The organism is Streptomyces lydicus (assembly GCF_001729485.1).
Classification (GTDB): domain Bacteria; phylum Actinomycetota; class Actinomycetes; order Streptomycetales; family Streptomycetaceae; genus Streptomyces; species Streptomyces lydicus_D.
Map to the genome: position 1 here is coordinate 7178072 of NZ_CP017157.1, position 20343 is coordinate 7198414.

Sequence of the window (20343 nt, forward strand, 5' to 3'; positions counted from 1 at the left end):
GTCAGCCCCCTGCCGCCCGATACGACGACCGGACCGCGGCGCACCGCGGTCCACCGGTCCGTGCAGGGACGTTTCATCCCAAGTGCTCACCGGGGGCACAAAGTTTTCAATCGGCTCCGGCCGGCCACCGCGACGCCCGTCACCCGGTCGCCGCAGCGGCTGCCTCCCCGCCCCCCCGCTACTCGCCGGCGCCCTTGCGCGTGTGCAGCTGGCGGGCGACCTCGGCGAGCGAGCCGGACAGCGACGGGTAGACCGTGAAGGCACTGGCGATCTGCTCGACGGTCAGATTGTTGTCGACCGCGAGCGAGATGGGATGGATCAGCTCACTGGCGCGCGGGGAAACGACCACACCGCCGACCACGATGCCCGTACCGGGCCGGCAGAACAGCTTCACGAAACCGTCGCGGATGCCCTGCATCTTGGCGCGCGGGTTGCGCAGCAGCGGAAGCTTCACCACCCGCGCGTCGATCTTGCCGCCGTCGACGTCGGCCTGCGAGTAACCGACGGTGGCGATCTCCGGGTCGGTGAAGACGTTCGCGGAGACCGTCTTGAGGTTCAGCGGGGTGACCGCGTCACCGAGGAAGTGATACATCGCGATCCGGCCCTGCATCGCGGCGACGGACGCCAGCGCGAAGACACCCGTGCAGTCACCGGCCGCGTACACGCCCGGGGCGGACGTGCGCGAGACCTTGTCCGTCCAGATGTGACCGGAGTCCTTCAGCTTGACCCCGGCACCCTCCAGGCCGATGCCCTCGGTGTTCGGGATCGAGCCGACCGCCATCAGACAGTGCGTACCGGAGATCGTCCGCCCGTCGGCCAGCGTCACCTCCACCCGGTCGCCGACCCGCTTGGCCGACTGGGCCCGCGAACGCGCCATGACGTTCATGCCGCGACGCCGGAAGACGTCCTCCAGCACGGCGGCGGCATCCGGGTCCTCGCCCGGCAGCACCCGGTCCCGGGAGGAGACCAGCGTGACGCGCGAGCCGAGCGCCTGATAGGCACCGGCGAACTCGGCACCGGTGACACCGGAGCCCACCACGATGAGCTCCTCGGGCAGCTCGTCGAGGTCGTAGACCTGCGTCCAGTTCAGGATCCGCTCGCCGTCGGGGAGGGCGTCGGGGATCTCGCGGGGGTGCGCGCCGGTGGCGATCAGCACCGCGTCCGCGATCAGCCCCTCGGTCGTACCGTCCGCCGCGGTCACCGTCACCTTGCGCGAACCGTCCGGCGCCTGACCCGGCTCCAGCCGCCCGCGCCCGCGCATCACCCGGCCGCCGGCGCGGGTCACGGAAGCGGTGATGTCATGCGACTGGGCGAGCGCGAGGCGCTTGACCCGCCGGTTGACCTTCCCCAGGTCCACCCCGACGACGCGGGCCGGCCGCTCGTTGTACGGGGTGTCGTCCTCGACGATGATGCCGAGCTCTTCGTACGACGAATCGAAGGTGGTCATCACCTCGGCCGTGGCGATGAGGGTCTTCGACGGGACGCAGTCGGTGAGCACCGACGCCCCGCCCAGACCGTCGCAGTCGACGACGGTCACCTCCGCGCCGAGAGAGGCCGCCACCAGGGCCGCTTCGTATCCGCCGGGTCCGCCACCGATGATCACGATCCGAGTCACGTACTCCATTGTCCCGCACGCCCGTACGTGCCTCTCGCCCGGGGGCGGGGAGGACGGCCGGGGGCGGGGCGGATGGGCGGGGGAGGCGTGGGGGGCGGTGCGGGGACGGGGTTGGGTGTTGTGGGGGGCCGGGGTGGGGCGGGGGTGGCGTTGGGGTGCCGGAGGGAGTGGGGCGGTGGATGGCACGGGGGTGGCGTAGAGGCGGTGCAGGGTCGGCGGGGGCATTGGGGTGCCTGGGGGGGGCGTGGAGGTGGCGTGGGGGTGCCGGGGACGGTGTCGAGGCGGTGCGGGGCCGACCCGGGGCTCCTTGCGCCGACCGGGCACGCTCCGCCCTGCCCCGTCGCCCGAAACTCCGGTACCACGAGCCCGACGGGCAACCTCCCGTACCCTCGGAACCATGTCGCTCTACGCCGCGTACGCCGGCAACCTCGACGCGCGGCTGATGTCCCGCCGCGCACCGCACTCGCCGCTGCGCGGCACCGGCTGGCTCAACGGCTGGCGGCTCACCTTCGGCGGCGAGCAGATGGGCTGGGAGGGCGCGCTGGCGACGGTCGTCGAGGACCCGGACTCCCAGCTCTTCGTCGCGCTCTACGACATCGCCCCCATGGACGAGGAGTCCATGGACCGCTGGGAGGGCGTCGGCATGGACATCTACCGCCGGATGCGGGTACGGGTCCACACCCTCGAAGGCGACGAGACCGCCTGGATCTACGTCCTCAACGGCTACGAGGGCGGCCTCCCCTCCGCCCGCTACCTGGGCGAAATCGCCGACGCCGCCGAATCGGCCGGCGCCCCCCACGACTACGTCATGGAACTCCGCAAACGCCCCTGCTGACACCGCCCACAGGCAGCGACCTCGGCTGGGGCTGAGGCTGGAGCTGAGGCTGGGACCGGGGTGACGGCAGCGACCTCGGCCGAGGGCTGGGGGCGACCTTCGGGCGGCAAGCGCGGGTCGTGCGCCTCCTCTCCTCATCCGGGAGCGAGCGAGGCGTACTGATGTACAGCGGTACGGGAGCACGCCGGGGCGCGGCCGGCGGAGACTTAGGGATGTACGCGGCCGGAGCCTGAGGGATGTGTCAGGGCTCACCCGAGCGCGCGGAGGCGCGCATACGCCGGAGACGCGCATCACGCCGGGAGCACGAGCCGAGGACCGCCCGGGACCCCGGATCGCCTCGCTCTTACCAGGCCAAGACACTCCCCCTCAGGGCCGGAGCACATCCCCAGGCCCCGAAGATCATCCCCTTCGAGGGCCGAAATCCATCCCCCTCGAAGTCCACCTCGGGCCCATGTCGAGGGCTTCCTGAAGCCCATTTGGCGGAAGCCACAAGACAACGATTCCAGGACCGTGAGCAGCGACATCTACGCGCGTAGGGGAATACCGGCTACCCTCGTCCGCGTGAACGCATCTGTTACCCCGGACATCGCGCGCGACCCGCAGGGCGCCGCCGACGCCGCCGCCGCCCGCCTGCGCGAGCTGACCGGCGCCGAGACCCACGACGTCGCCCTGGTGATGGGCTCCGGCTGGGCGCCGGCCGCCGAGGCCCTGGGCGCGCCCGAGCACGAGTTCCCCGTCACCGAGCTGCCCGGCTTCCCCGCCCCGGCGGTCGCCGGACACGGCGGCAAGATCCGCTCCTACCAGATCGGCGACAAGCGAGCGCTGGTCTTCCTGGGCCGGACCCACTACTACGAGGGCCGCGGTGTCGCCGCCGTCGCCCACGGCGTCCGTACCGCCGCCGCGGCCGGCTGCAAGACCATCGTGCTCACCAACGGGTGCGGCGGTCTGCGCGAGGGCATGCGCCCCGGCCAGCCGGTCCTGATCAGCGACCACCTCAACCTCACCGCCACCTCCCCCATCGTCGGCGCGAACTTCGTCGACCTGACCGACCTGTACTCGCCGCGGCTGCGCGCGCTGTGCAAGGAGGTCGACCCGAGCCTGGAGGAGGGCGTCTACGCGCAGTTCCCCGGCCCGCACTACGAGACCCCGGCCGAGATCCGCATGATCCGCACGCTGGGCGCCGACCTGGTCGGCATGTCCACCGTCCTGGAGGCCATCGCGGCACGCGAGGCCGGCGCCGAGGTGCTGGGCCTGTCGCTGGTGACGAACCTCGCCGCCGGTATGACGGGCGAGCCGCTCAACCACGAAGAGGTCCTCCAGGCCGGCCGCGACTCCGCGACCCGGATGGGCGCACTGCTCGGCCAGGTCCTCAACAAGATCTAGCCGCCTTGTCGGCCGGGCGGGCTTGGGGCAACCACCCAGCCCGGCCAGCGGGCCCGAAGCCGCACGCCGCACGCCGCACTGGCCATTCGCCGGCTCTGGCTATTGGTCAGCTCCGGCTGCTGGTCGGTTCTGGCTGCTAGTCGACTCTGGCTATTGGCCGGCTCGGGCCGTCGGACAGTTGCGGCTACGGGACGACTCCGGCTGAGGGTCGCTCCCGACTAGCGGTCGACTTCGACTGGGCGCCTGCCGTTCGTTCGTCGCCCATCATTCATCGTCGTTCGTCGCCCATCGTCCCTCGTCGTTCCTCGTCGCTCGCCCTCGCTCGTCTGCCGGGCCTTGGGCGCCGCCGCCTCCTCCCTTTCACTACGGCAACGATTACGGAACGTAGTTTAGTTCCGGAGATGGTTACATTCTGTGACGGCTCGGGGGGTGGGGTCAAGGCCGCGCGGGCGCAGGGCCGGGCGGGTGGCTGGTTGGCGTCGTTCGTCCCGCGCGCGGGGTAAGGGGTACGAGCCGGGCGCGCACGGCTCGGCGTACGCCCCGCAGTCCCGGGCGCACGCCGTGCTGAGCGGCGGACGTCCGGCAGCCCCAAGGCCCGCCCCGCATGTCGCCTCGTCACGCACCCAGCACCCACAGGCACATGTCACCTCATCACGCACCCACAGGCAGGAGCATCACGTGGCTACCGATCCCGCGGAGCTGATCAACCGGGCCAAGGCATGGCTGGCCGAGGACCCCGACCCGGAGACCCGGGACGAGCTGGCCAAGCTCATCGACGGCGCCGGCGACGCCGACATCACGGCCGAGCTGGCCGCCCGGTTCGCCGGCACCCTCCAGTTCGGCACCGCCGGGCTGCGCGGGGAACTGGGCGCGGGCCCGATGCGGATGAACCGCGCGGTGGTCATCCGGGCCGCGGCCGGCCTCGCCGCGTACCTGAAGGCGAAGGGCGAGGGCTCCGGGCTGGTCGTCATCGGGTACGACGCGCGCCACAAGAGCGCCGACTTCGCGCGGGACACGGCGGCCGTGATGGTCGGCGCGGGCCTGCGTGCCGCGCTGCTGCCGCGCCCGCTGCCCACCCCCGTGCTGGCGTTCGCCATCCGGCACCTCGGCGCGGTGGCCGGCGTCGAGGTCACCGCCAGCCACAACCCGCCGCGGGACAACGGCTACAAGGTCTATCTGGGCGACGGCTCGCAGATCGTGCCGCCCGCGGACGGTGAGATCGCCGCCGAGATCGCCGCGGTGCGCTCGCTGACGGACGTACCGCGCCCCGAGTCCGGCTGGGAGGTCCTCGACGACGCGGTGACCGCCGCCTATCTGGCGCGCACCGACGCCGTGCTGACCCCCGGGTCGCCCCGTGACATCGGCGTCGTCTACACGCCGATGCACGGCGTCGGCCGGGACGTCCTCCTCGCCGCGTTCGACCGGGCGGGCTTCCCGGCCCCCACGGTCGTCCAGGAGCAGGCCGAGCCGGACCCGGACTTCCCGACGGTCGCATTCCCCAACCCGGAGGAGCCGGGCGCGATGGACCTCGCGTTCGCGACCGCCCGGGCGAGGGCCGCGGCGGGCGGGCCTGACGTGGACATCGTGATCGCCAACGACCCCGACGCGGACCGTTGCGCGGTCGCCGTCCCGGCCCCCGGTACGCCGGACGGCTGGCGGATGCTGCGCGGCGACGAGGTGGGCGCGCTGCTCGCCGCCCACCTGGTCAGCAAGCGGGCGTCCGGCACCTTCGCCACGACGATCGTCTCCTCCCAGTTGATGTCCCGTATCGCCGCCGCCGCGTCGCTCCCCTACGAGGAGACGCTGACCGGCTTCAAGTGGCTGGCCCGGGTGGACGGCCTGCGGTACGCGTACGAGGAGGCGCTGGGCTACTGCGTCGACCCGGAGGGCGTACGCGACAAGGACGGCATCACCGCGGCCCTGCTGGTGACCGAGCTGGCCGCGGAGCTCAAGCGGGACGGGCGTTCGCTCAGCGATCTGCTGGACGACCTCGCGGTGGAGTTCGGGCTGCACGCCACCGACCAGCTGTCGGTCCGTGTGGAGGACCTGTCGCTGATCGCCACGGCGATGCGCCGGCTGCGCGAGCAGCCGCCGACCGTGTTGGCCGGGCTGTCCGTGACCCGTGCCGACGACCTGACGAAGGGCACCGAGACGCTGCCGCCGACCGACGGTCTGCGGTACTACCTCGCCGGTTCCCCGGACGCGGGCATCGAGTCCGCGCGGGTCGTGGTGCGTCCCAGTGGCACCGAGCCGAAGCTGAAGTGCTATCTGGAGGTCGTGGTCCCAGTGGCGACGGCGCAGGCACTGCCGGAGGCCCGGGAGAAGGCGACCGCGACGCTGGCCGCGATCAAGGCGGACGTGGCCGCGGCGGCCGGCATCTGACGAGCGAGGGGCGCACCGGGCCGTGAGGATCGATCGATCGATCGGTTCTTACGGCCCGGTAGACCCTCAAGGCTCGATCGGCCCTCACGGCCCCGGTAGACCGTCACGGCTCGACCGGTCCTTACAGCCCCGGCAGGCCCCTCCCCCGGCCCGGCCCCGCCCGCCCCGTCACACCGCGATCAGGACCGCCAGGCCGATCGCGCCCAGTACGGCCGGGGCGATGACCGGGTACGACCAGCGCACGACCGGTTCGTTCGCGCTCCGTCCATCCGTACGCCCGTCCGTCCGCGCGTCCGTCCCCGCGGCCGTCCGTACGTCCGCGCGCCGCTCGGCTCGTTCCTTGAGGTCGCGGAGTTCGTCGAGGGCCTGGTCGGCGGCGGCGCGCGGGGGCGGGCCGGCGTCGGCGTTCGGGCCGAAGCGGGGGCGGGTCCCGTCCGCGCCGCGCGTTGCCTGCCGGCCGGCCTTCTTGCGCTGGCGCAGCGAGACCGGGATGGCCCACAGCTGGTACTTGCCGGTGGTGGTGAAGACCTCGGTGGAGAAGGACGCCCGCAGGTCCTCGACGGCGCCCCAGGGCAGGGTGATCGTGCGGAACGGGTTGCGGACCGTCAGCGTGTCGTCGCCCGCGCGTACCAGGGGCCGCAGGGTGTAGGCGGTGACCAGGGGCACGCCGAGCAGCAGGGCGCACACGGCCGTGAGCCTGGTGTGGGTGTCGCCGCGCAGGAGCGCGTCGCCGGCGAGCCAGACCCCGAGCAGCAGGAGCAGGATGCCGCCGACGAGGGCCGCGGGTGAGCGGTAGGTGCGCTCGGCGTACCGCGGCGGGGTCGGGGTGGCGGGTTCCTGGCTCGTCATGTCGCCGATTCTGCCTGACCGTCCGGATGCCGGACATTGCGTTACGGCATCATTCGCGGCGGGGGACGGATTCGGCCGGGTGAGGGGGTGACATTGCGCTACGCGCGTAGATATGCTCCCCTCGTGACCATGCCCATCACTGTTCCCGCATACGGCAAGGAAGCCGCGGGGCGTCTGGCGTCAATGGCGGACGTGACCGCCGACGACGGTGCGCTGCGCCGCTTCCTCCACGGCCTCCCGGGGGTCGACGCGGTCGGCCTCGAAGCCCGCGCCGCCACCCTCGGCACCCGCTCGATCAAGACGACGGCGAAGGCGTACGCCATCGACCTGGCCATCTCGATGATCGACCTGACGACCCTCGAAGGCGCGGACACCCCGGGCAAGGTCCGGGCGCTGTGCGCCAAGGGCAGCAACCCGGACCCGACCGACCGGACCGCCCCGAAGGTCGCGGCGATCTGCGTCTACCCCGACATGGTCGCGACGGCCAAGGAGGCGCTCCGCAGCAGCGGCGCCCCGGACATCCACGTCGCGTCCGTCGCCACCGCCTTCCCGGCCGGCCGTGCCGCGCTGCCGGTCAAGCTGGCCGACACCCGGGACGCGGTCGCGGCCGGCGCCGACGAGATCGACATGGTGATCGACCGGGGGGCGTTCCTCTCCGGCCGTTACCTGGAGGTCTTCGAGGAGATCAAGGCCGTCAAGGAGGCGTGCGCCCGCCCGGACGGGAGCGCCGCGCACCTGAAGGTCATCTTCGAGACCGGTGAGCTGCAGACGTACGACAACGTGCGCCGGGTCTCCTGGCTGGCGATGCTGGCCGGCGCGGACTTCATCAAGACCTCGACCGGGAAGGTCGCGGTCAACGCCACCCCGCCGGTGACGCTGCTGATGCTGGAGGCGGTGCGCGACTTCCACGCCGCGACCGGCGTCCAGGTCGGGGTGAAGCCGGCCGGCGGCATCCGTACGACCAAGGACGCGCTCAAGTACCTGGTGATGGTCAACGAGACGCTCGGCGAGCCCTGGCTGACCGCCGACTGGTTCCGCTTCGGCGCCTCCAGCCTCCTCAACGACCTGCTGATGCAGCGCCAGAAGCTCAGCACCGGCCGGTACTCCGGCCCCGACTACGTCACGGTGGACTGAGGCTCCCATGACCTTCGATTACGCACCCGCACCCGAGTCCCGCGCGGTCGTCGACATCGCGCCGTCCTACGGCCTGTTCATCGACGGGGAGTTCGCCCCGGCATCCGACGGCAAGGCCTTCAAGACCGTCTCCCCCTCGTCGGAGGAGGCCCTCTCCGAGGTGGCGCAGGCGAGCGCCGAGGACGTCGACCGTGCCGTGAGGGCCGCCCGCAAGGCGTTCGAGAAGTGGTCGGCGCTGCCGGGCGCCGAGCGCGCCAAGTACCTGTTCCGGATCGCCCGGATCATCCAGGAGCGCTCGCGTGAGCTGGCGGTCCTGGAGTCGCTGGACAACGGCAAGCCGATCCGGGAGTCGCGGGACGCCGATCTGCCGCTGGTCGCCGCGCACTTCTTCTACTACGCGGGCTGGGCCGACAAGCTCGACCACGCGGGGTACGGCCCGAACCCGCGCCCCCTGGGTGTCGCGGGCCAGGTCATCCCCTGGAACTTCCCGCTGCTGATGCTGGCGTGGAAGATCGCCCCGGCGCTGGCGACGGGCAACACGGTGGTCCTGAAGCCGGCCGAGACGACGCCGCTGTCCGCGTTGTTCTTCGCGGACATCTGCCGTCAGGCGGGTCTGCCCAAGGGCGTCGTGAACATCCTCACCGGGGACGGTTCGACGGGCGCGGCGCTGGTCGGGCACCCGGACGTCGACAAGGTCGCCTTCACCGGCTCCACCGAGGTCGGCAAGGCCATCGCCCGTACGGTCGCCGGTACGGACAAGAGGGTCACCCTCGAACTGGGCGGCAAGGCGGCGAACATCGTCTTCGACGACGCCCCGATCGACCAGGCCGTCGAGGGCATCGTCAACGGCATCTTCTTCAACCAGGGGCACGTCTGCTGCGCCGGGTCCCGGCTACTGGTGCAGGAGTCCGTCCAGGACGAGCTGCTGGAGGCGCTGAAGCGCCGGATGCGGACGTTGCGGGTGGGTGATCCGCTGGACAAGAACACCGACATCGGCGCGATCAACTCCGCCGAGCAGCTGGCCCGGATCACGGCGCTGGCGGACGCGGGCGAGGCCGAGGGCGCCGAGCGCTGGGCGCCGGACTGCGAACTGCCCGGCTCGGGTTACTGGTTCGCGCCGACCCTGTTCACGGGTGTCACCCAGGCGCACCGCATCGCCCGTGAGGAGATCTTCGGGCCGGTGCTGTCCGTGCTGACGTTCCGTACGCCGGCGGAGGCCGTGGAGAAGGCCAACAACACGCCGTACGGGCTGTCGGCGGGCATCTGGACGGAGAAGGGTTCGCGGATGCTGTGGATGGCGAGCAAGCTGCGGGCGGGCGTCATCTGGTCCAACACGTTCAACAAGTTCGACCCGGCTTCGCCGTTCGGCGGGTACAAGGAGTCGGGCTTCGGCCGCGAGGGTGGCCGGCACGGTCTGGAGGCGTACCTCAATGTCTGATCGGCTGAGCGTTCTCAAGACCTACAAGCTGTACGTCGGGGGCAAGTTCCCCCGGTCCGAGAGCGGGCGGGTGTACGAGGTGACCGACTCGAAGGACAGGTGGCTCGCCAACGCGCCGCTGGCGTCCCGCAAGGACGCCCGGGACGCGGTGGTGGCCGCCCGTAAGGCGTTCGGTGGCTGGTCGGGTGCGACGGCGTACAACCGCGGGCAGATCCTCTACCGCGTCGCGGAGATGTTGGAGGGCCGCCGCGACCAGTTCGTCGCGGAGGTCGCGGACGCCGAGGGGTGCTCGAAGGCGAAGGCCGCGGCGCAGGTGGACGCGGCGATCGACCGCTGGGTGTGGTACGCGGGCTGGTCCGACAAGGTCGCCCAGATCGCGGGTGGCGCCAACCCGGTCGCGGGCCCGTACTTCAACATGTCGGCGCCGGAGCCGACCGGTGTGGTCGCGGTCCTGGCGCCGCAGGAGTCGTCGTTCCTGGGTCTGGTGTCGGTGGTCGCCCCGGCGATCGTCACCGGCAACACGGTGGTCGTGGTGGCCGCGCAGGACGCGCCGCTGCCGGCGCTGTCGCTGGCCGAGGTGCTCGCGACGTCCGATCTGCCGGGTGGTGTGGTCAACGTCCTGTCGGGCCGTACGGCGGAGATCGGTGCGCCGCTCGCCGCCCACCAGGACGTCAACGCGATCGATCTCGCGGGCGCGGACGCCGGGTTGGCGAAGGAGCTGGAGACGGCGGCGGCCGACAACCTCAAGCGGGTGCTGCGCCCGGGGGCGGTGGACTGGAGTGCCGTCCCGGGGACGGAGCGGCTGCTGTCGTTCCTGGAGACGAAGACGGTCTGGCACCCGATGGGCGTCTGACCGCGGCCTGCCGGCCGTGCGGCGGCGCGGGACCCCACCTGTGGTGGTGGGGTCCCGCGCCGTCGTCGTGGTGGGGCGGTCAGCCCGGCAGCACCTTGGTGGCCAGGCCGACGAGCGGTACGTCGCGGAGGGCGGCGCCGCGGGAGAGGGGGCCGGTCACGAGGGTGGTGCTCACCGGCTTGAAGTCGGCGATCTGGGTGGCGACGGCGTTGGCGAGCGGGTCGACGGCGGTGTTGGCGAGCGGGTCCAGTTGGAGGTTCTTGACCGGGCCGACGCCGCCGGCGACGGAGTGCAGGAGGGCGCCGGTCAGTGCGGAGGCCGTGGCGCCGGTGTCGGTGCCGTGCGCCGGGGCGGGCGCGGGGGCCGCGCTCGCCGTTGCCGCACCGCCCGCCGTGAGTGCGGCTCCGGCCGCGGAGACCGCCAGACCTGCGCGCAGCAGGGTGCGCGGGACGCGACCGGTCCTGGGACGTGCGTGGGAGGGCATTGCCACCTGCCTGTGGGTCGAATGGCTGTACGGGCGGAGTGATTTGGGTAATCGGTTGACTGCGTAGCGTAGTTGAGCGGAGGGGGCCGATCCACCTCGCGCGCCAGGGGTCCCCCACACGGCCGCATGGGCGACAATGAGTACCCGTGAGCTCTCACTCCTTCGCCCCGTCGCCCTCCGCCAAGCTCCCGGCTCCTCCTTCCCTCCCGGTTCCGGCCGGGCGGGGGGACGGCCATGAGCGGGGAGGTGTCCCCGCCCGTGTCGTGCTGCTGACGGGCCCGTCCGGTTCCGGCAAGACGTCGCTGGCCGCGCGCAGCGGCCTGCCGGTCCTCAACCTCGACGACTTCTACAAGGAGGCGGCGGACCCGAGCCTGCCGCAGCTGGCCGACGGTGGCGGCGCGGACTGGGATTCGCCGCTGTCCTGGGACGCCGGTGCGGCCGTGGCGGCGATCGACGCCCTGTGCCGTACGGGGCGTGCGGAGGTTCCGGTGTACGACATCGCCGCGAGTGCCCGGGTCGGTGGGTCCGTGCTGGAGCTGGGCGGGGCGGGCCTGTTCATCGCGGAGGGCATCTTCGCCGCCGATGTCATCGCGGCCTGCCGGGCGGCGGGGGTGCTGGCGGATGCGCTGTGCCTGCGGGGCCGGCCGTCCACGACGTTCCGCCGGCGGCTGGTGCGCGATCTGCGGGAGGGCCGCAAGTCGGCGCCGTATCTGATGCGTCGCGGGCTGCGGCTGATGCGCGGCGAGCGTGCCGTGGTGGCCCGGCACACCGCGCTGGGTGCGCATGCGTGCGCGGGGCCGGAGGCCCTGGCGCGGATCGCGGCCGCGCGGACGGCGGGCGCGCCGGTCAGCTCCTGAGGTCCGGCCGCGGGCTGCCGGATTCCCCGGCCGTCCGCGGCGTGGCGTGCGGCCGTAGGCTGCGGGCAGTCGACGAGGGGATGGCCCGATGCCGGGACAGCACAGCTACCGCGCCACCGTCACCTGGACCGGCAACACCGGTTCCGGGACCAGCGGATACCGCGCGTACGGGCGGGAGCACGAGGTGCGCGCCGAGGGGCCGCCGCCGCTCGCGGGCACCGCGGATCCGGCGTTCCGCGGCTCGGCGGACCGCTGGAATCCGGAGCAGTTGCTGCTGGCGTCGCTGGCGCAGTGCCACATGCTGACGTATCTGGCGCTGTGCGCGCTGGCGGGTGTGGTGGTGACGGGGTACGTGGACGACGCGGAGGGCTCGATGGCGGAGGACGGTGCGGGCGGCGGGCGGTTCACCGGCGTGGTACTGCGGCCGCGGGTCGAGGTGGCGTCGGCGGGCGACGCCGAGCGGGCGCGGGCGCTGCACGGTGACGCGCATCAGAAGTGCTTCATCGCCAACTCGGTGAATTTCCCGGTGCGGCACGAGCCGGTGGTGTCGGTGCGGGGCGCCTAGCGCGGGGCGCGGCGGACGACGAGGGAGCGGGTTCGGGCAGACCCCCCGGCCGCCCGAACCCGCTCCGTTTTCCCCGTGTCCCCCGTGTTTCCCCTCTTTTACGTATCCCCCGATACGTCTGGCTTCCGCGGATTGCTCCGTTTCTGCCGGTTTTCCCCGTATCCCGTTCCCCCTCCGGGATTCCCCCCTCGGGCTTCCCCTCGGGTGCGGGCCCCGCTTCCCCCGTGGGCCCGGTTCCTTCAGGCCACCAGCTCGCCGAAGGACTCCTCCTCGTCACGGCCGAAGCTGAGGACGTCGTCCTCGCGCAGCCGACGCAGGGCGCGCCAGATGCTCGACTTCACCGTGCCGACACTGATGTTGAGAATGTCCGCGATCTCCGGGTCCGTACGGCCCTCGTAGTAGCGCAGGACCAGCATGGTGCGCTGCGTCTCGGGCAGCCGGGCCAGCGCCTGCCACAGCACGGCGCGCAGTTCGGTGCCGCGCATCGCGTCCACCTCGCCGGCCGTCTCCGGCAGCTCCTCGGTCGGGTACTCGTTGAGCTTGCGCCGGCGCCAGGCGCTGATGTGCAGGTTGGTCATGGTGCGGCGCAGATAGCCGCCGAGCGCCGCCTTGTCGCTGATCCGGTCCCAGGCGCGGTAGGTCGAGAACAGGGCGCTCTGCAGCAGGTCCTCGGCCTCGTAGCGGTCGCCGGTCAGGTGGTAGGCGGTGGCGTACAGGGAGGCGCGGCGCTCCTGGACGTAGGCGGTGAAGGCCGCTTCGGCCTCGGCCGCCTCCGACGCGGAACGCCGTTCCCCCGTGGCCTCCCCGTACTCCGCTCCCCCGTTGTCTCCCCCGTGTGCGGCGGCTCCCCCGTGCGCCGCGTCTCCCCCGGTGACGGTGACCGTCGTCGCGTCGATGGCCACCATGTAGGGCGGCCGCTGACGCGGGACGCCGCGGGTGCAGCTGCGCGCGCCGCCGAGCCCCGCGGCACCGGACTTCTCGGTGGTCCGTACGACGTCGTGGAGTCGCGTGATAACTGCGCTGGAAGTCGTGCCGTGCAGTGTGTTCATCTCGCGCCCCCCGTCGTAGAGCCAGCTCGTTCGGTGTCTGCCGGGTTGTTGATCTCTCCCGGTGCCCAAAAGACTGCCAAGCCAGTTTCATCGCGTTGTCCGTCGACTGTCACAGCCCTGTCACAGGGGCGGGTGGCGGCCGCGCCGGTCCCCCGCGCGGGCGGGCCCTGTGCCCGGGGGCGCCACTGGTCGATGTCCCGGCGTCCCATGGGACAGAATGGCGAGGTGCCTTTCCTGTTGCTGATCGAGGACGACGACGCCATCCGCACGGCCCTCGAACTCTCGCTGTCCCGCCAGGGTCACCGTGTGGTGACCGCGGCGACGGGCGAGGACGGCCTGAAGCTGCTGCGTGAGCAGCGCCCGGACCTGATCGTGCTGGATGTGATGCTGCCGGGCATCGACGGTTTCGAGGTGTGCCGGCGGATCAGGCGTACGGACCAGCTGCCCATCATCCTGCTCACCGCGCGCAACGACGACATCGACGTCGTGGTGGGGCTGGAGTCCGGTGCCGACGACTATGTCGTCAAGCCGGTCCAGGGGCGGGTGCTGGACGCCCGTATCCGGGCGGTGCTGCGCCGGGGCGAGCGGGAGTCGAGCGACTCGGCGACGTTCGGCTCGCTGGTCATCGACCGGTCGGCGATGACGGTCACCAAGAACGGCGAGGACCTGCAACTGACGCCGACGGAGCTGCGGTTGCTGCTGGAACTCAGTCGCCGGCCGGGCCAGGCGCTGTCGCGGCAGCAGCTGCTGCGGCTGGTGTGGGAGCACGACTACCTCGGCGACTCGCGCCTGGTGGACGCCTGCGTCCAGCGGCTGCGCGCGAAGGTGGAGGACGTTCCCTCCTCGCCGACGCTGATCCGTACGGTCCGTGGCGTCGGCTACCGGCTGGACTCCCCGCAGTGACGGAACGTTCCCACGACGGCGGGGCGCCCGACGAGGGCGCGGACGGCGGGGCCGGGAGCGGCGCGCACGCGCCCGCCGGGCGCCGGGTGCCGCGGCTGCTGGGGCGGGCGTCGGGGCTGCTGCGCTGGACGAGTCTGCGGCTGCGGCTGGTGGTGGTCTTCGCGCTGGTGGCGCTGACCGCGGCGGTCTCCGCGTCCGGCATCGCGTACTGGCTCAACCGCAACACGGTGCTGGACCGCACCCAGAACGCGGTCCTGAACGACTTCCGCAAGTCGCTGGAGGACAGCACCCGGTCGCTTCCGCTGCGGCCGCGGTGCTCCGAACTCCAGGACGCGGCACGGCAGATGGCCGCCGGGCCGCAGAACTACGCGGTGCTGCTGATCGGTGTGGACCGTGAGGGCAAGGACTGCGCGGCCACGACGGACAAGAACCTGCTGACGCTCAAGAACGTGCCCGCGTCGCTGCGCAGCGCGGTCGAGCAGGTCCGCCCGGTCGACGAGTCCAACCGCTACTCCCACCACCTGTACTGGCAGCGCAAGGAGCTCGGGGACGCCCCGTACCTGGTCGCCGGGGCGAAGGTGATCGGCGGCGGGCCGACCGGCTACATGATCAAGTCGCTGGCGACCGAGCGGCAGGACCTCAACTCGCTGGCCTGGTCGCTGGGCATCGCCACGGCGCTGGCGCTGGTCGGGTCGGCCCTGCTGGCGCAGGCCGCCGCGACGACGGTGCTGCGGCCCGTGCAGCGGCTGGGGCACGCGGCGCGGCAGCTGGGCGAGGGACGGCTGGACACCCGGCTGCGGGTGACCGGTACCGATGAACTCGCCGATCTGTCGCGCACGTTCAACCGTACGGCGGAGCGGCTGCAGCAGCGGGTGGAGGAGCTGAGCGGCCGGGAGGCGGCGTCGCGTCGCTTCGTCGCGGACATGTCGCACGAGCTGCGGACGCCGCTGACGGCGATCACCGCGGTCTCGGAGGTGCTGGAGGAGGAGGCCGACTCCCTCGACCCGATGATCGCGCCCGCCGTCCAGCTGGTGGTCAGCGAGACCCGTCGACTGAACGACCTGGTGGAGAACCTGATGGAGGTGACCCGCTTCGACGCGGGCACGGCCCGGCTGGTGCTGGACGACGTCGACGTGGCGGACCAGGTGACCGCCTGCATCGACGCCCGCGCCTGGCTGGACGCGGTGGACCTGGACGCGGACCGCGGCATCGTGGCGCGGCTGGATCCCCGCCGGCTGGACGTCATCCTGGCGAATCTGATCGGCAACGCCCTCAAGCACGGCGGGTCGCCGGTGCGGGTGTCGGTGCGGACGGAGGAGGGCCGGGGGGCGGACGCGGGCGGCGGTGAGGCGGCCGGTGCCGGCGAGGACGGCGGCGGCGCGGCCGGGGCGGGCGCCGAGGGCCCGGAGGGCGGCGCGGCCGGCGAGCCCGCTGCGGAGACCGCGGGCGCGGACCGGGCCGGAGGCGGTGAGCTGGTGATCCGGGTACGCGATCACGGCCCCGGCATCCCGGAGGAAGTCCTTCCGCATGTCTTCGACCGTTTCTACAAGGCCAGCGCCTCGCGCCCCCGTTCGGAGGGCAGCGGCCTGGGCCTGTCCATCGCCCTGGAGAACGCGCACATCCACGGCGGTGAGATCACCGCGGCCAACCTCCCCGAGGGCGGCGCGGTCTTCACCCTGCGGCTGCCGATGGACGCCTCCCCGCTGGCGGACGGCGAGGAGCGGGACGGCGGCCGCGACCGCGCCGCCGGCGAGGGCCCGGAGGGCGGACGATGACGGCGACCGGCCGCGGGTGGCGGCGTACGGCCGCGGTGGCGGCGCTGGCGCTGACCGCCGCGGGCTGCGGGATCCGGGGCACGTCCGTGCCGGTCGACGCGGGCGGCGCGCCGTCACGGGTCAGCTGCCGGGCTCCGGCGAGCGAGACGGCGCCGGGCGCGTCGGACGGCGCCCAGGCCACCGTCTATCTGGTGTGCGGCTCGGCGCTGGCGCAGGTCGAGCGGGCGGTCCCGGAGGCGAAGGGCACGGGCGGCGCCGATCCGCGTCTGCGGGCCGCCCGCGCCCTGCTGGGCGAGCTGCAGCGCCGGCCGTCGTCCGACGAGGACAAGGCCGGGTTCAACACGGCCGTTCCGGTGGACCTGAAGGTCGCCGGGCCGCGTGCGGGCGATCCGTCGGACGCCCTGCGGCTGACCGTCCGGCCGGACGACCTGCCGTCGTTCGCACTGGCACAGCTGGTGTGCACGTACGGCGCGAGCCCGGCTCTGGGCCGCACGCACGCCGCGGTGCTGGCCGGCCCCGGTCACGACTCCGCGCACCGCTACGACTGCTCCGCCGACGTCCTGGCCAACCCGGACATCGCGCAGAACGCCGGGTGGGGGGACCCGCTCTCGGAAGAGGGTTAGCGGTGGCGGTGCAGTGGTGGTGGCGGCACGGGGGCCGTCGCGCGCACCGGCCGCCCCGGGGGCGCCGCAGGGCCGCCGCGGGCCGCCGCCCGGGGCCGTGGGCAAAGCCGGCGCACGCCGGCGGAACCGTTGCCACCGCTACCGGCGTCCTGGCCTGTGTGCAGCGTCATGGCCCCGGCAGCACCGCCGCCCCCCGTATGCGCGTCACCGGACTTCTCCTCCTCGTGGCGCATCTGTCGATCGTCGGCTGGCTCACGCTGCGACCCCGTACGGTGCCGTGGGTGCCCGCGGCGAATCTCGAACCGCTGGCGACGATCCGGGCGGAACTGGCGCACGGGCTGTCGTGGGACGCCGTGCAGCACCTGGGCGGCTCGGTGCTGCTGCTGGCGCCGCTGGGGGTGCTGCTGCCGCTCTCGGCCGGGCGCCTGAACGTTTCGCCGCTGGTGTCGCTGACCCGCACCGTGTTCGCCGGCGCAATGATCGCGCTGGCCATCGAGCTGCTGCAGTCAGGGGTGCCCGGCCGGGTCCCGGACATCGACTCCGTGCTGCTGGGCGCCCTCGGGGTGGCCCTGGTGCACCTCGCGGTGGTACCAGGGGCCCGGTCCCGGCTCCGCCGCCGGTACGAGCATGTCGGGGATACGACCCCGAGGATCCCCAGGGTCGGAGTAGCCCGGCAGGCTGACGTGCTGACGGGCAGCCGGACCTACCTTTGAGGCATCGGGGTACCCACCCCGCGAAAGCCGAGAAGGAGAAGATCGCCATGGCCGCCGCATTGGTCCGCCCCCGCAACAACCGAATGATCGCCGGAGTGTGCGCGGGCCTGGCCCGTCGCTTCGGTATGAGCCCGGCGACGATGCGCGTGATCTTCGTGGTGTCGTGTCTGCTGCCCGGCCCGCAGTTCCTGGTCTACCTGGCGCTGTGGATACTCCTGCCCTCGGAGGACAAGGCCGCCGCGACCGCCTGGTAGCCGGCCCGGACGTGACAACGCCCCGGCCGTCAGCACGAAGGCGTACGGCCGGGGCACGGCGCGCGCGTCCCCCGAGGGGGACGGAGCGGGATCAGCCCAGGGTCTTGCCGAGCGCGTTGGTGGGCAGACCGCCCAGGAGGCTGTTGCCCTTGGAGTTCAGCGGGGTCTTGATGTCGCCGCCGACCGGCTTGGACTGGGTGGCCCCGGAGAGGGTCTTGGTGGCGTCCTTGACCGGCAGGTTCTTGACCGGCAGGTTCTTGAGCACGCCGGTGGTGTCGGCACCGGTCAGCGAGGCGGCGCTGGCGGCGCCCGCGGCGGTGACGGCGATGGCGGCACCGAGGGCGGCGGCACCGAGAGTCTTGATGGTTCCCTGCTTCATCGAATTACGTCCTCATTGATGGGGGCTTGACCGGCCAATCAACCTAGTGATGCGGCAACCGGCCCCGCAAACAGCCACGAGGAATGAAAAAACGGCCGGTGGACATTCCACCGGCCGTTGCGCTATATGCTCGCGTTACCGCTTACGCACGGTCAGACTCACTGCTCAGAGGGGCCTTTGCCGGCGCCGGGCGGAAGAGCCATTCGGCCCGCAGTTCGGCGTATCCGGGCTTGATGACGTCATTGATCATGGCCAGACGTTCATCGAAAGGAATGAACGCTGATTTCATCGCATTGACTGTAAACCACTGCATGTCATCGAGCGTGTACCGGAATGTCTTGACCAGGTGCTCGAATTCCAGCGACATGTTCGTACCGCTCATCAGCCGGTTGTCGGTGTTGACGGTGAGCCTGAACTGCAGCCGGCGCAGCAGGCCGATGGGGTGCTCCGCGTAGGAGGGCGCCGCACCGGTCTGGAGGTTGGAGGTGGGGCACATCTCCAGCGGGATGCGCTTGTCGCGCACGTACGAGGCGAGCCGGCCGAGGGTGACCGAGCCGTCGTCGGCGACCTCGATGTCGTCGATGATCCGGACGCCGTGACCCAGCCGGTCGGCGCCGCACCACTGGAGCGCCTGCCAGATGGACGGCAGGCCGAAGGCTTCACCGGCGTGGATGGTGAAGTGGTTGTTCTCCCGCTTGAGGTACTCGAAGGCGTCGAGGTGGCGGGTGGGCGGGTAGCCGGCCTCGGCGCCGGCGATGTCGAAGCCGACGACGCCGGTGTCGCGGTAGCGGTTGGCGAGTTCGGCGATCTCCAGGGCCCGGGCGGCGTGCCGCATGGCGGTCAGCAGGGCGCCGACACGGATGCGGTGGCCGTTCTCGCGGGCCCGCCGCTCGCCCTCGCGGAAGCCCTCGTTGACGGCCTCGACGACCTCTTCGAGGGTCAGCCCCTGCTCCAGGTGCTGCTCGGGCGCGTACCGGACCTCGGCGTAGACGACGCCGTCGGCGGCCAGGTCCTCGGCGCACTCGGCGGCCACCCGGGCCAGTGCGTCGCGGGTCTGCATGACGGCGCAGGTGTGCGCGAAGGTCTCCAGGTAGCGCTCGAGCGAGCCGGAGTCGGCGGCCTCACGGAACCAGATCCCGAGCTTCTCGGGGTCGGTCTCGGGCAGGCCGTCGTAGCCGGTGGCGCGGGCCAGGTCGACGACCGTGGCGGGACGCAGTCCGCCGTCGAGGTGGTCGTGGAGCAGCACCTTGGGGGCGCGGCGGATCTGTTCACTGGTCGGAAGGGTGGTCTCGCTCGTCATTGCGGCACTCTAGCCCCTACGCGCGTAGATAGCACCGAACGATACGTAACAGTGACCCGTCCGCAGGGTGGCGGGGAGGTCTCCTTCTGCCATCGTTCTGGTCATGGCTCAGCAAGCGCTGCCGGAGCGTGAGGCCCGGCTCGGAAGACCGCTGGGATCGGGCGGTACGGAGCGGGCGGTGACCGGGGTCGCCCTCCTGCTGCCGGGCGGCGGCCCGACCGGGGTACGGCGCCCGTCCCCGGTGACCGCGCTGGCGGTGCGCCCGCTCGCGGCCCGGCTGGCGAGGGCGGGCCGGTCCGAGGGGCTGGCGACGCACGTCGTGCACTACCGCTGCCGCGGCTGGAACGGCACCGCGGCCCATCCGGCCCGCGACGCCTCCTGGGCCCTGGAGGAGGTGGTCCGCCGCTACGGCGACGTCCCGGTCTGCCTCGTCGGCACGGGCATGGGCGCCCGCGCCGCCCTGCACGCCGCCGGCCACCCGGCCGTCAACTCGGTGCTCGCGCTGGCCCCTTGGCTGCCGGCCCCCCGCACCCGCGACGAGCACCCCGATCCGGTGAAACAGCTCATCGGCCGCCGGGTCCTGCTCGTCCACGGCACCAACGACGAACGTCACGACCCCGACCTCTCCTACCGCTACGCCGAGCGCGCGAAGAAGGTCAACCGCGACACCTGCCGCTTCGAGGTCCACTCCGACGGCCACTCCCTGCACCAGCACCGCGCCGAAGTACACGCCCTGGCAACGGACTTCCTGCTCGGCTCACTCTTCGCCCGCGACTACGCCCGCCCCGTCCGCGACGCCCTGGCCGCACCCCCACCCCTCGGCCTCCGCATGCCCCTGGCCTCGGGCTTCGGCACTTCCCTGCGGCACTGAGCAGCCCCAACTCCGGTGCCCGGCACCCCGGTTACGGGTAGCCTCCCTGGCGGCAGGAAAAGCAACCGGGGGGATGACGGC

Annotated in this window: 20 protein-coding genes; 14 read left to right on the forward strand and 6 right to left on the reverse strand. The window is 72.4% G+C overall.

All coding sequences use genetic code 11. The features are described 5' to 3' along the window. Nucleotides 1-178: 178 nt before the first annotated feature. Nucleotides 179-1624 carry an NAD(P)H-quinone dehydrogenase gene (locus SL103_RS31105; protein ID WP_069572285.1) on the reverse strand — a complete coding sequence of 482 codons (1446 nt, stop codon included), beginning with the start codon at nt 1622-1624 and terminating at the stop codon, nt 179-181. Between the two features lie 388 nt (nt 1625-2012). On the opposite strand from SL103_RS31105, the gene SL103_RS31110 reads away from it, so the two are divergent. The 3 genes from SL103_RS31110 (at nt 2013) to SL103_RS31120 (ending at nt 6215) form a co-directional block, all read left to right on the forward strand. Beyond that, the gene (locus tag SL103_RS31110; protein ID WP_033269579.1) at nt 2013-2450 is read left to right on the forward strand and encodes a gamma-glutamylcyclotransferase; all 438 of its coding nucleotides are present in this window, start codon (nt 2013-2015) and stop codon (nt 2448-2450) included. Nucleotides 2451-3011: 561 nt separating this feature from the next. Next, on the forward strand, nt 3012-3833 hold the full coding sequence (locus SL103_RS31115) for a purine-nucleoside phosphorylase (protein ID WP_069572286.1): 822 nt from the start codon (nt 3012-3014) through the stop codon (nt 3831-3833). 678 nt (nt 3834-4511) lie between these two features. Next, a complete protein-coding gene (locus tag SL103_RS31120) occupies nt 4512-6215 on the forward strand; it encodes a phospho-sugar mutase (protein WP_069572287.1) in 1704 nt (567 codons plus the stop codon). A 168-nt stretch (nt 6216-6383) separates the two neighbouring features. Here the strand turns inward: SL103_RS31120 and SL103_RS31125 are convergent, their stop codons facing one another. Beyond that, nucleotides 6384-7064, reverse strand: a complete 681-nt coding sequence (locus SL103_RS31125) for a PH domain-containing protein (protein WP_069572288.1) — start codon at nt 7062-7064, stop codon at nt 6384-6386. A gap of 129 nt (nt 7065-7193) precedes the next feature. On the opposite strand from SL103_RS31125, the gene deoC reads away from it, so the two are divergent. From deoC to SL103_RS31140, 3 genes are read left to right on the forward strand one after another with little or no spacing between them, the layout of a single operon-like run. After that, nucleotides 7194-8198, forward strand: a complete 1005-nt coding sequence (gene deoC, locus SL103_RS31130) for a deoxyribose-phosphate aldolase (RefSeq protein WP_208870068.1) — start codon at nt 7194-7196, stop codon at nt 8196-8198. A 7-nt stretch (nt 8199-8205) separates the two neighbouring features. Then, nucleotides 8206-9636: an aldehyde dehydrogenase family protein gene (locus SL103_RS31135; RefSeq protein WP_069572290.1), complete on the forward strand. Its 1431-nt coding sequence runs from the start codon at nt 8206-8208 to the stop codon at nt 9634-9636. Beyond that, on the forward strand, nt 9629-10489 hold the full coding sequence (locus SL103_RS31140) for an aldehyde dehydrogenase family protein (protein WP_069572291.1): 861 nt from the start codon (nt 9629-9631) through the stop codon (nt 10487-10489). The genes SL103_RS31135 and SL103_RS31140 overlap by 8 nt, the downstream gene beginning before the upstream one ends. A gap of 79 nt (nt 10490-10568) precedes the next feature. On the opposite strand, the gene SL103_RS31145 is transcribed toward SL103_RS31140, so the two are convergent. Next, a complete protein-coding gene (locus SL103_RS31145) occupies nt 10569-10973 on the reverse strand; it encodes a hypothetical protein (RefSeq protein WP_069572292.1) in 405 nt (134 codons plus the stop codon). 263 nt (nt 10974-11236) lie between these two features. On the opposite strand from SL103_RS31145, the gene SL103_RS31150 reads away from it, so the two are divergent. Further along, the gene (locus SL103_RS31150) at nt 11237-11830 is read left to right on the forward strand and encodes a uridine kinase family protein (RefSeq protein WP_069572293.1); all 594 of its coding nucleotides are present in this window, start codon (nt 11237-11239) and stop codon (nt 11828-11830) included. An 88-nt stretch (nt 11831-11918) separates the two neighbouring features. Beyond that, the gene (locus SL103_RS31155) at nt 11919-12395 is read left to right on the forward strand and encodes an OsmC family protein (RefSeq protein ID WP_069572294.1); all 477 of its coding nucleotides are present in this window, start codon (nt 11919-11921) and stop codon (nt 12393-12395) included. A 239-nt stretch (nt 12396-12634) separates the two neighbouring features. Here SL103_RS31155 and SL103_RS31160 read toward each other — a convergent pair whose 3' ends face one another. Next, nucleotides 12635-13444: a SigE family RNA polymerase sigma factor gene (locus tag SL103_RS31160; protein WP_069572295.1), complete on the reverse strand. Its 810-nt coding sequence runs from the start codon at nt 13442-13444 to the stop codon at nt 12635-12637. 225 nt (nt 13445-13669) lie between these two features. Between SL103_RS31160 and afsQ1 the strand changes: the two genes are divergently transcribed. The 5 genes from afsQ1 (at nt 13670) to SL103_RS31185 (ending at nt 17712) form a co-directional block, all read left to right on the forward strand. Further along, nucleotides 13670-14347, forward strand: coding sequence for a two-component system response regulator AfsQ1 (gene afsQ1, locus SL103_RS31165; RefSeq protein ID WP_026169550.1), 678 nt, complete (start codon nt 13670-13672; stop codon nt 14345-14347). Next, nucleotides 14344-16122, forward strand: a complete 1779-nt coding sequence (locus SL103_RS31170) for a sensor histidine kinase (protein ID WP_069572297.1) — start codon at nt 14344-14346, stop codon at nt 16120-16122. The genes afsQ1 and SL103_RS31170 overlap by 4 nt, the downstream gene beginning before the upstream one ends. Beyond that, nucleotides 16119-16745, forward strand: coding sequence for a hypothetical protein (locus SL103_RS31175; protein ID WP_069572298.1), 627 nt, complete (start codon nt 16119-16121; stop codon nt 16743-16745). Before SL103_RS31170 ends, SL103_RS31175 begins: the two co-directional genes overlap by 4 nt. Before the next feature lie 158 nt (nt 16746-16903). After that, nucleotides 16904-17458, forward strand: a complete 555-nt coding sequence (locus SL103_RS31180; RefSeq protein WP_079146069.1) for a VanZ family protein — start codon at nt 16904-16906, stop codon at nt 17456-17458. Between the two features lie 47 nt (nt 17459-17505). Beyond that, nucleotides 17506-17712: a PspC domain-containing protein gene (locus tag SL103_RS31185; RefSeq protein ID WP_069572300.1), complete on the forward strand. Its 207-nt coding sequence runs from the start codon at nt 17506-17508 to the stop codon at nt 17710-17712. 91 nt (nt 17713-17803) lie between these two features. Here the strand turns inward: SL103_RS31185 and SL103_RS31190 are convergent, their stop codons facing one another. Then, complete coding sequence (locus SL103_RS31190; protein WP_069572301.1) at nt 17804-18091, reverse strand: hypothetical protein; 288 nt, start codon at nt 18089-18091, stop codon at nt 17804-17806. Between the two features lie 142 nt (nt 18092-18233). After that, entirely contained in the window at nt 18234-19391 is a 1158-nt protein-coding gene (locus SL103_RS31195) for an adenosine deaminase (RefSeq protein WP_069572302.1), read from the reverse strand. Between the two features lie 103 nt (nt 19392-19494). Here SL103_RS31195 and SL103_RS31200 point away from each other — a divergent pair, with 103 nt between their 5' ends. After that, nucleotides 19495-20262: an alpha/beta hydrolase gene (locus SL103_RS31200; protein ID WP_079146070.1), complete on the forward strand. Its 768-nt coding sequence runs from the start codon at nt 19495-19497 to the stop codon at nt 20260-20262. Nucleotides 20263-20343: the final 81 nt, after the last annotated feature.

Excerpts from the sequence above, each read along its gene's own strand:
- SL103_RS31125 (WP_069572288.1), bottom strand. The coding sequence starts at position 7,064 with ATGACGAGCCAGGAACCCGCCACCCCGACCCCGCCGCGGTACGCCGAG.
- SL103_RS31135 (WP_069572290.1), top strand. The coding sequence starts at position 8,206 with ATGACCTTCGATTACGCACCCGCACCCGAGTCCCGCGCGGTCGTCGAC.
- SL103_RS31200 (WP_079146070.1), top strand. The coding sequence starts at position 19,495 with ATGGCTCAGCAAGCGCTGCCGGAGCGTGAGGCCCGGCTCGGAAGACCG.
- SL103_RS31140 (WP_069572291.1), top strand. The coding sequence starts at position 9,629 with ATGTCTGATCGGCTGAGCGTTCTCAAGACCTACAAGCTGTACGTCGGG.
- SL103_RS31160 (WP_069572295.1), bottom strand. The coding sequence starts at position 13,444 with ATGAACACACTGCACGGCACGACTTCCAGCGCAGTTATCACGCGACTC.
- SL103_RS31110 (WP_033269579.1), top strand. The coding sequence starts at position 2,013 with ATGTCGCTCTACGCCGCGTACGCCGGCAACCTCGACGCGCGGCTGATG.
- SL103_RS31155 (WP_069572294.1), top strand. The coding sequence starts at position 11,919 with ATGCCGGGACAGCACAGCTACCGCGCCACCGTCACCTGGACCGGCAAC.
- SL103_RS31185 (WP_069572300.1), top strand. The coding sequence starts at position 17,506 with ATGGCCGCCGCATTGGTCCGCCCCCGCAACAACCGAATGATCGCCGGA.
- SL103_RS31145 (WP_069572292.1), bottom strand. The coding sequence starts at position 10,973 with ATGCCCTCCCACGCACGTCCCAGGACCGGTCGCGTCCCGCGCACCCTG.
- deoC (WP_208870068.1), top strand. The coding sequence starts at position 7,194 with ATGCCCATCACTGTTCCCGCATACGGCAAGGAAGCCGCGGGGCGTCTG.
- SL103_RS31175 (WP_069572298.1), top strand. The coding sequence starts at position 16,119 with ATGACGGCGACCGGCCGCGGGTGGCGGCGTACGGCCGCGGTGGCGGCG.
- SL103_RS31195 (WP_069572302.1), bottom strand. The coding sequence starts at position 19,391 with ATGACGAGCGAGACCACCCTTCCGACCAGTGAACAGATCCGCCGCGCC.
- SL103_RS31190 (WP_069572301.1), bottom strand. The coding sequence starts at position 18,091 with ATGAAGCAGGGAACCATCAAGACTCTCGGTGCCGCCGCCCTCGGTGCC.
- SL103_RS31105 (WP_069572285.1), bottom strand. The coding sequence starts at position 1,624 with ATGGAGTACGTGACTCGGATCGTGATCATCGGTGGCGGACCCGGCGGA.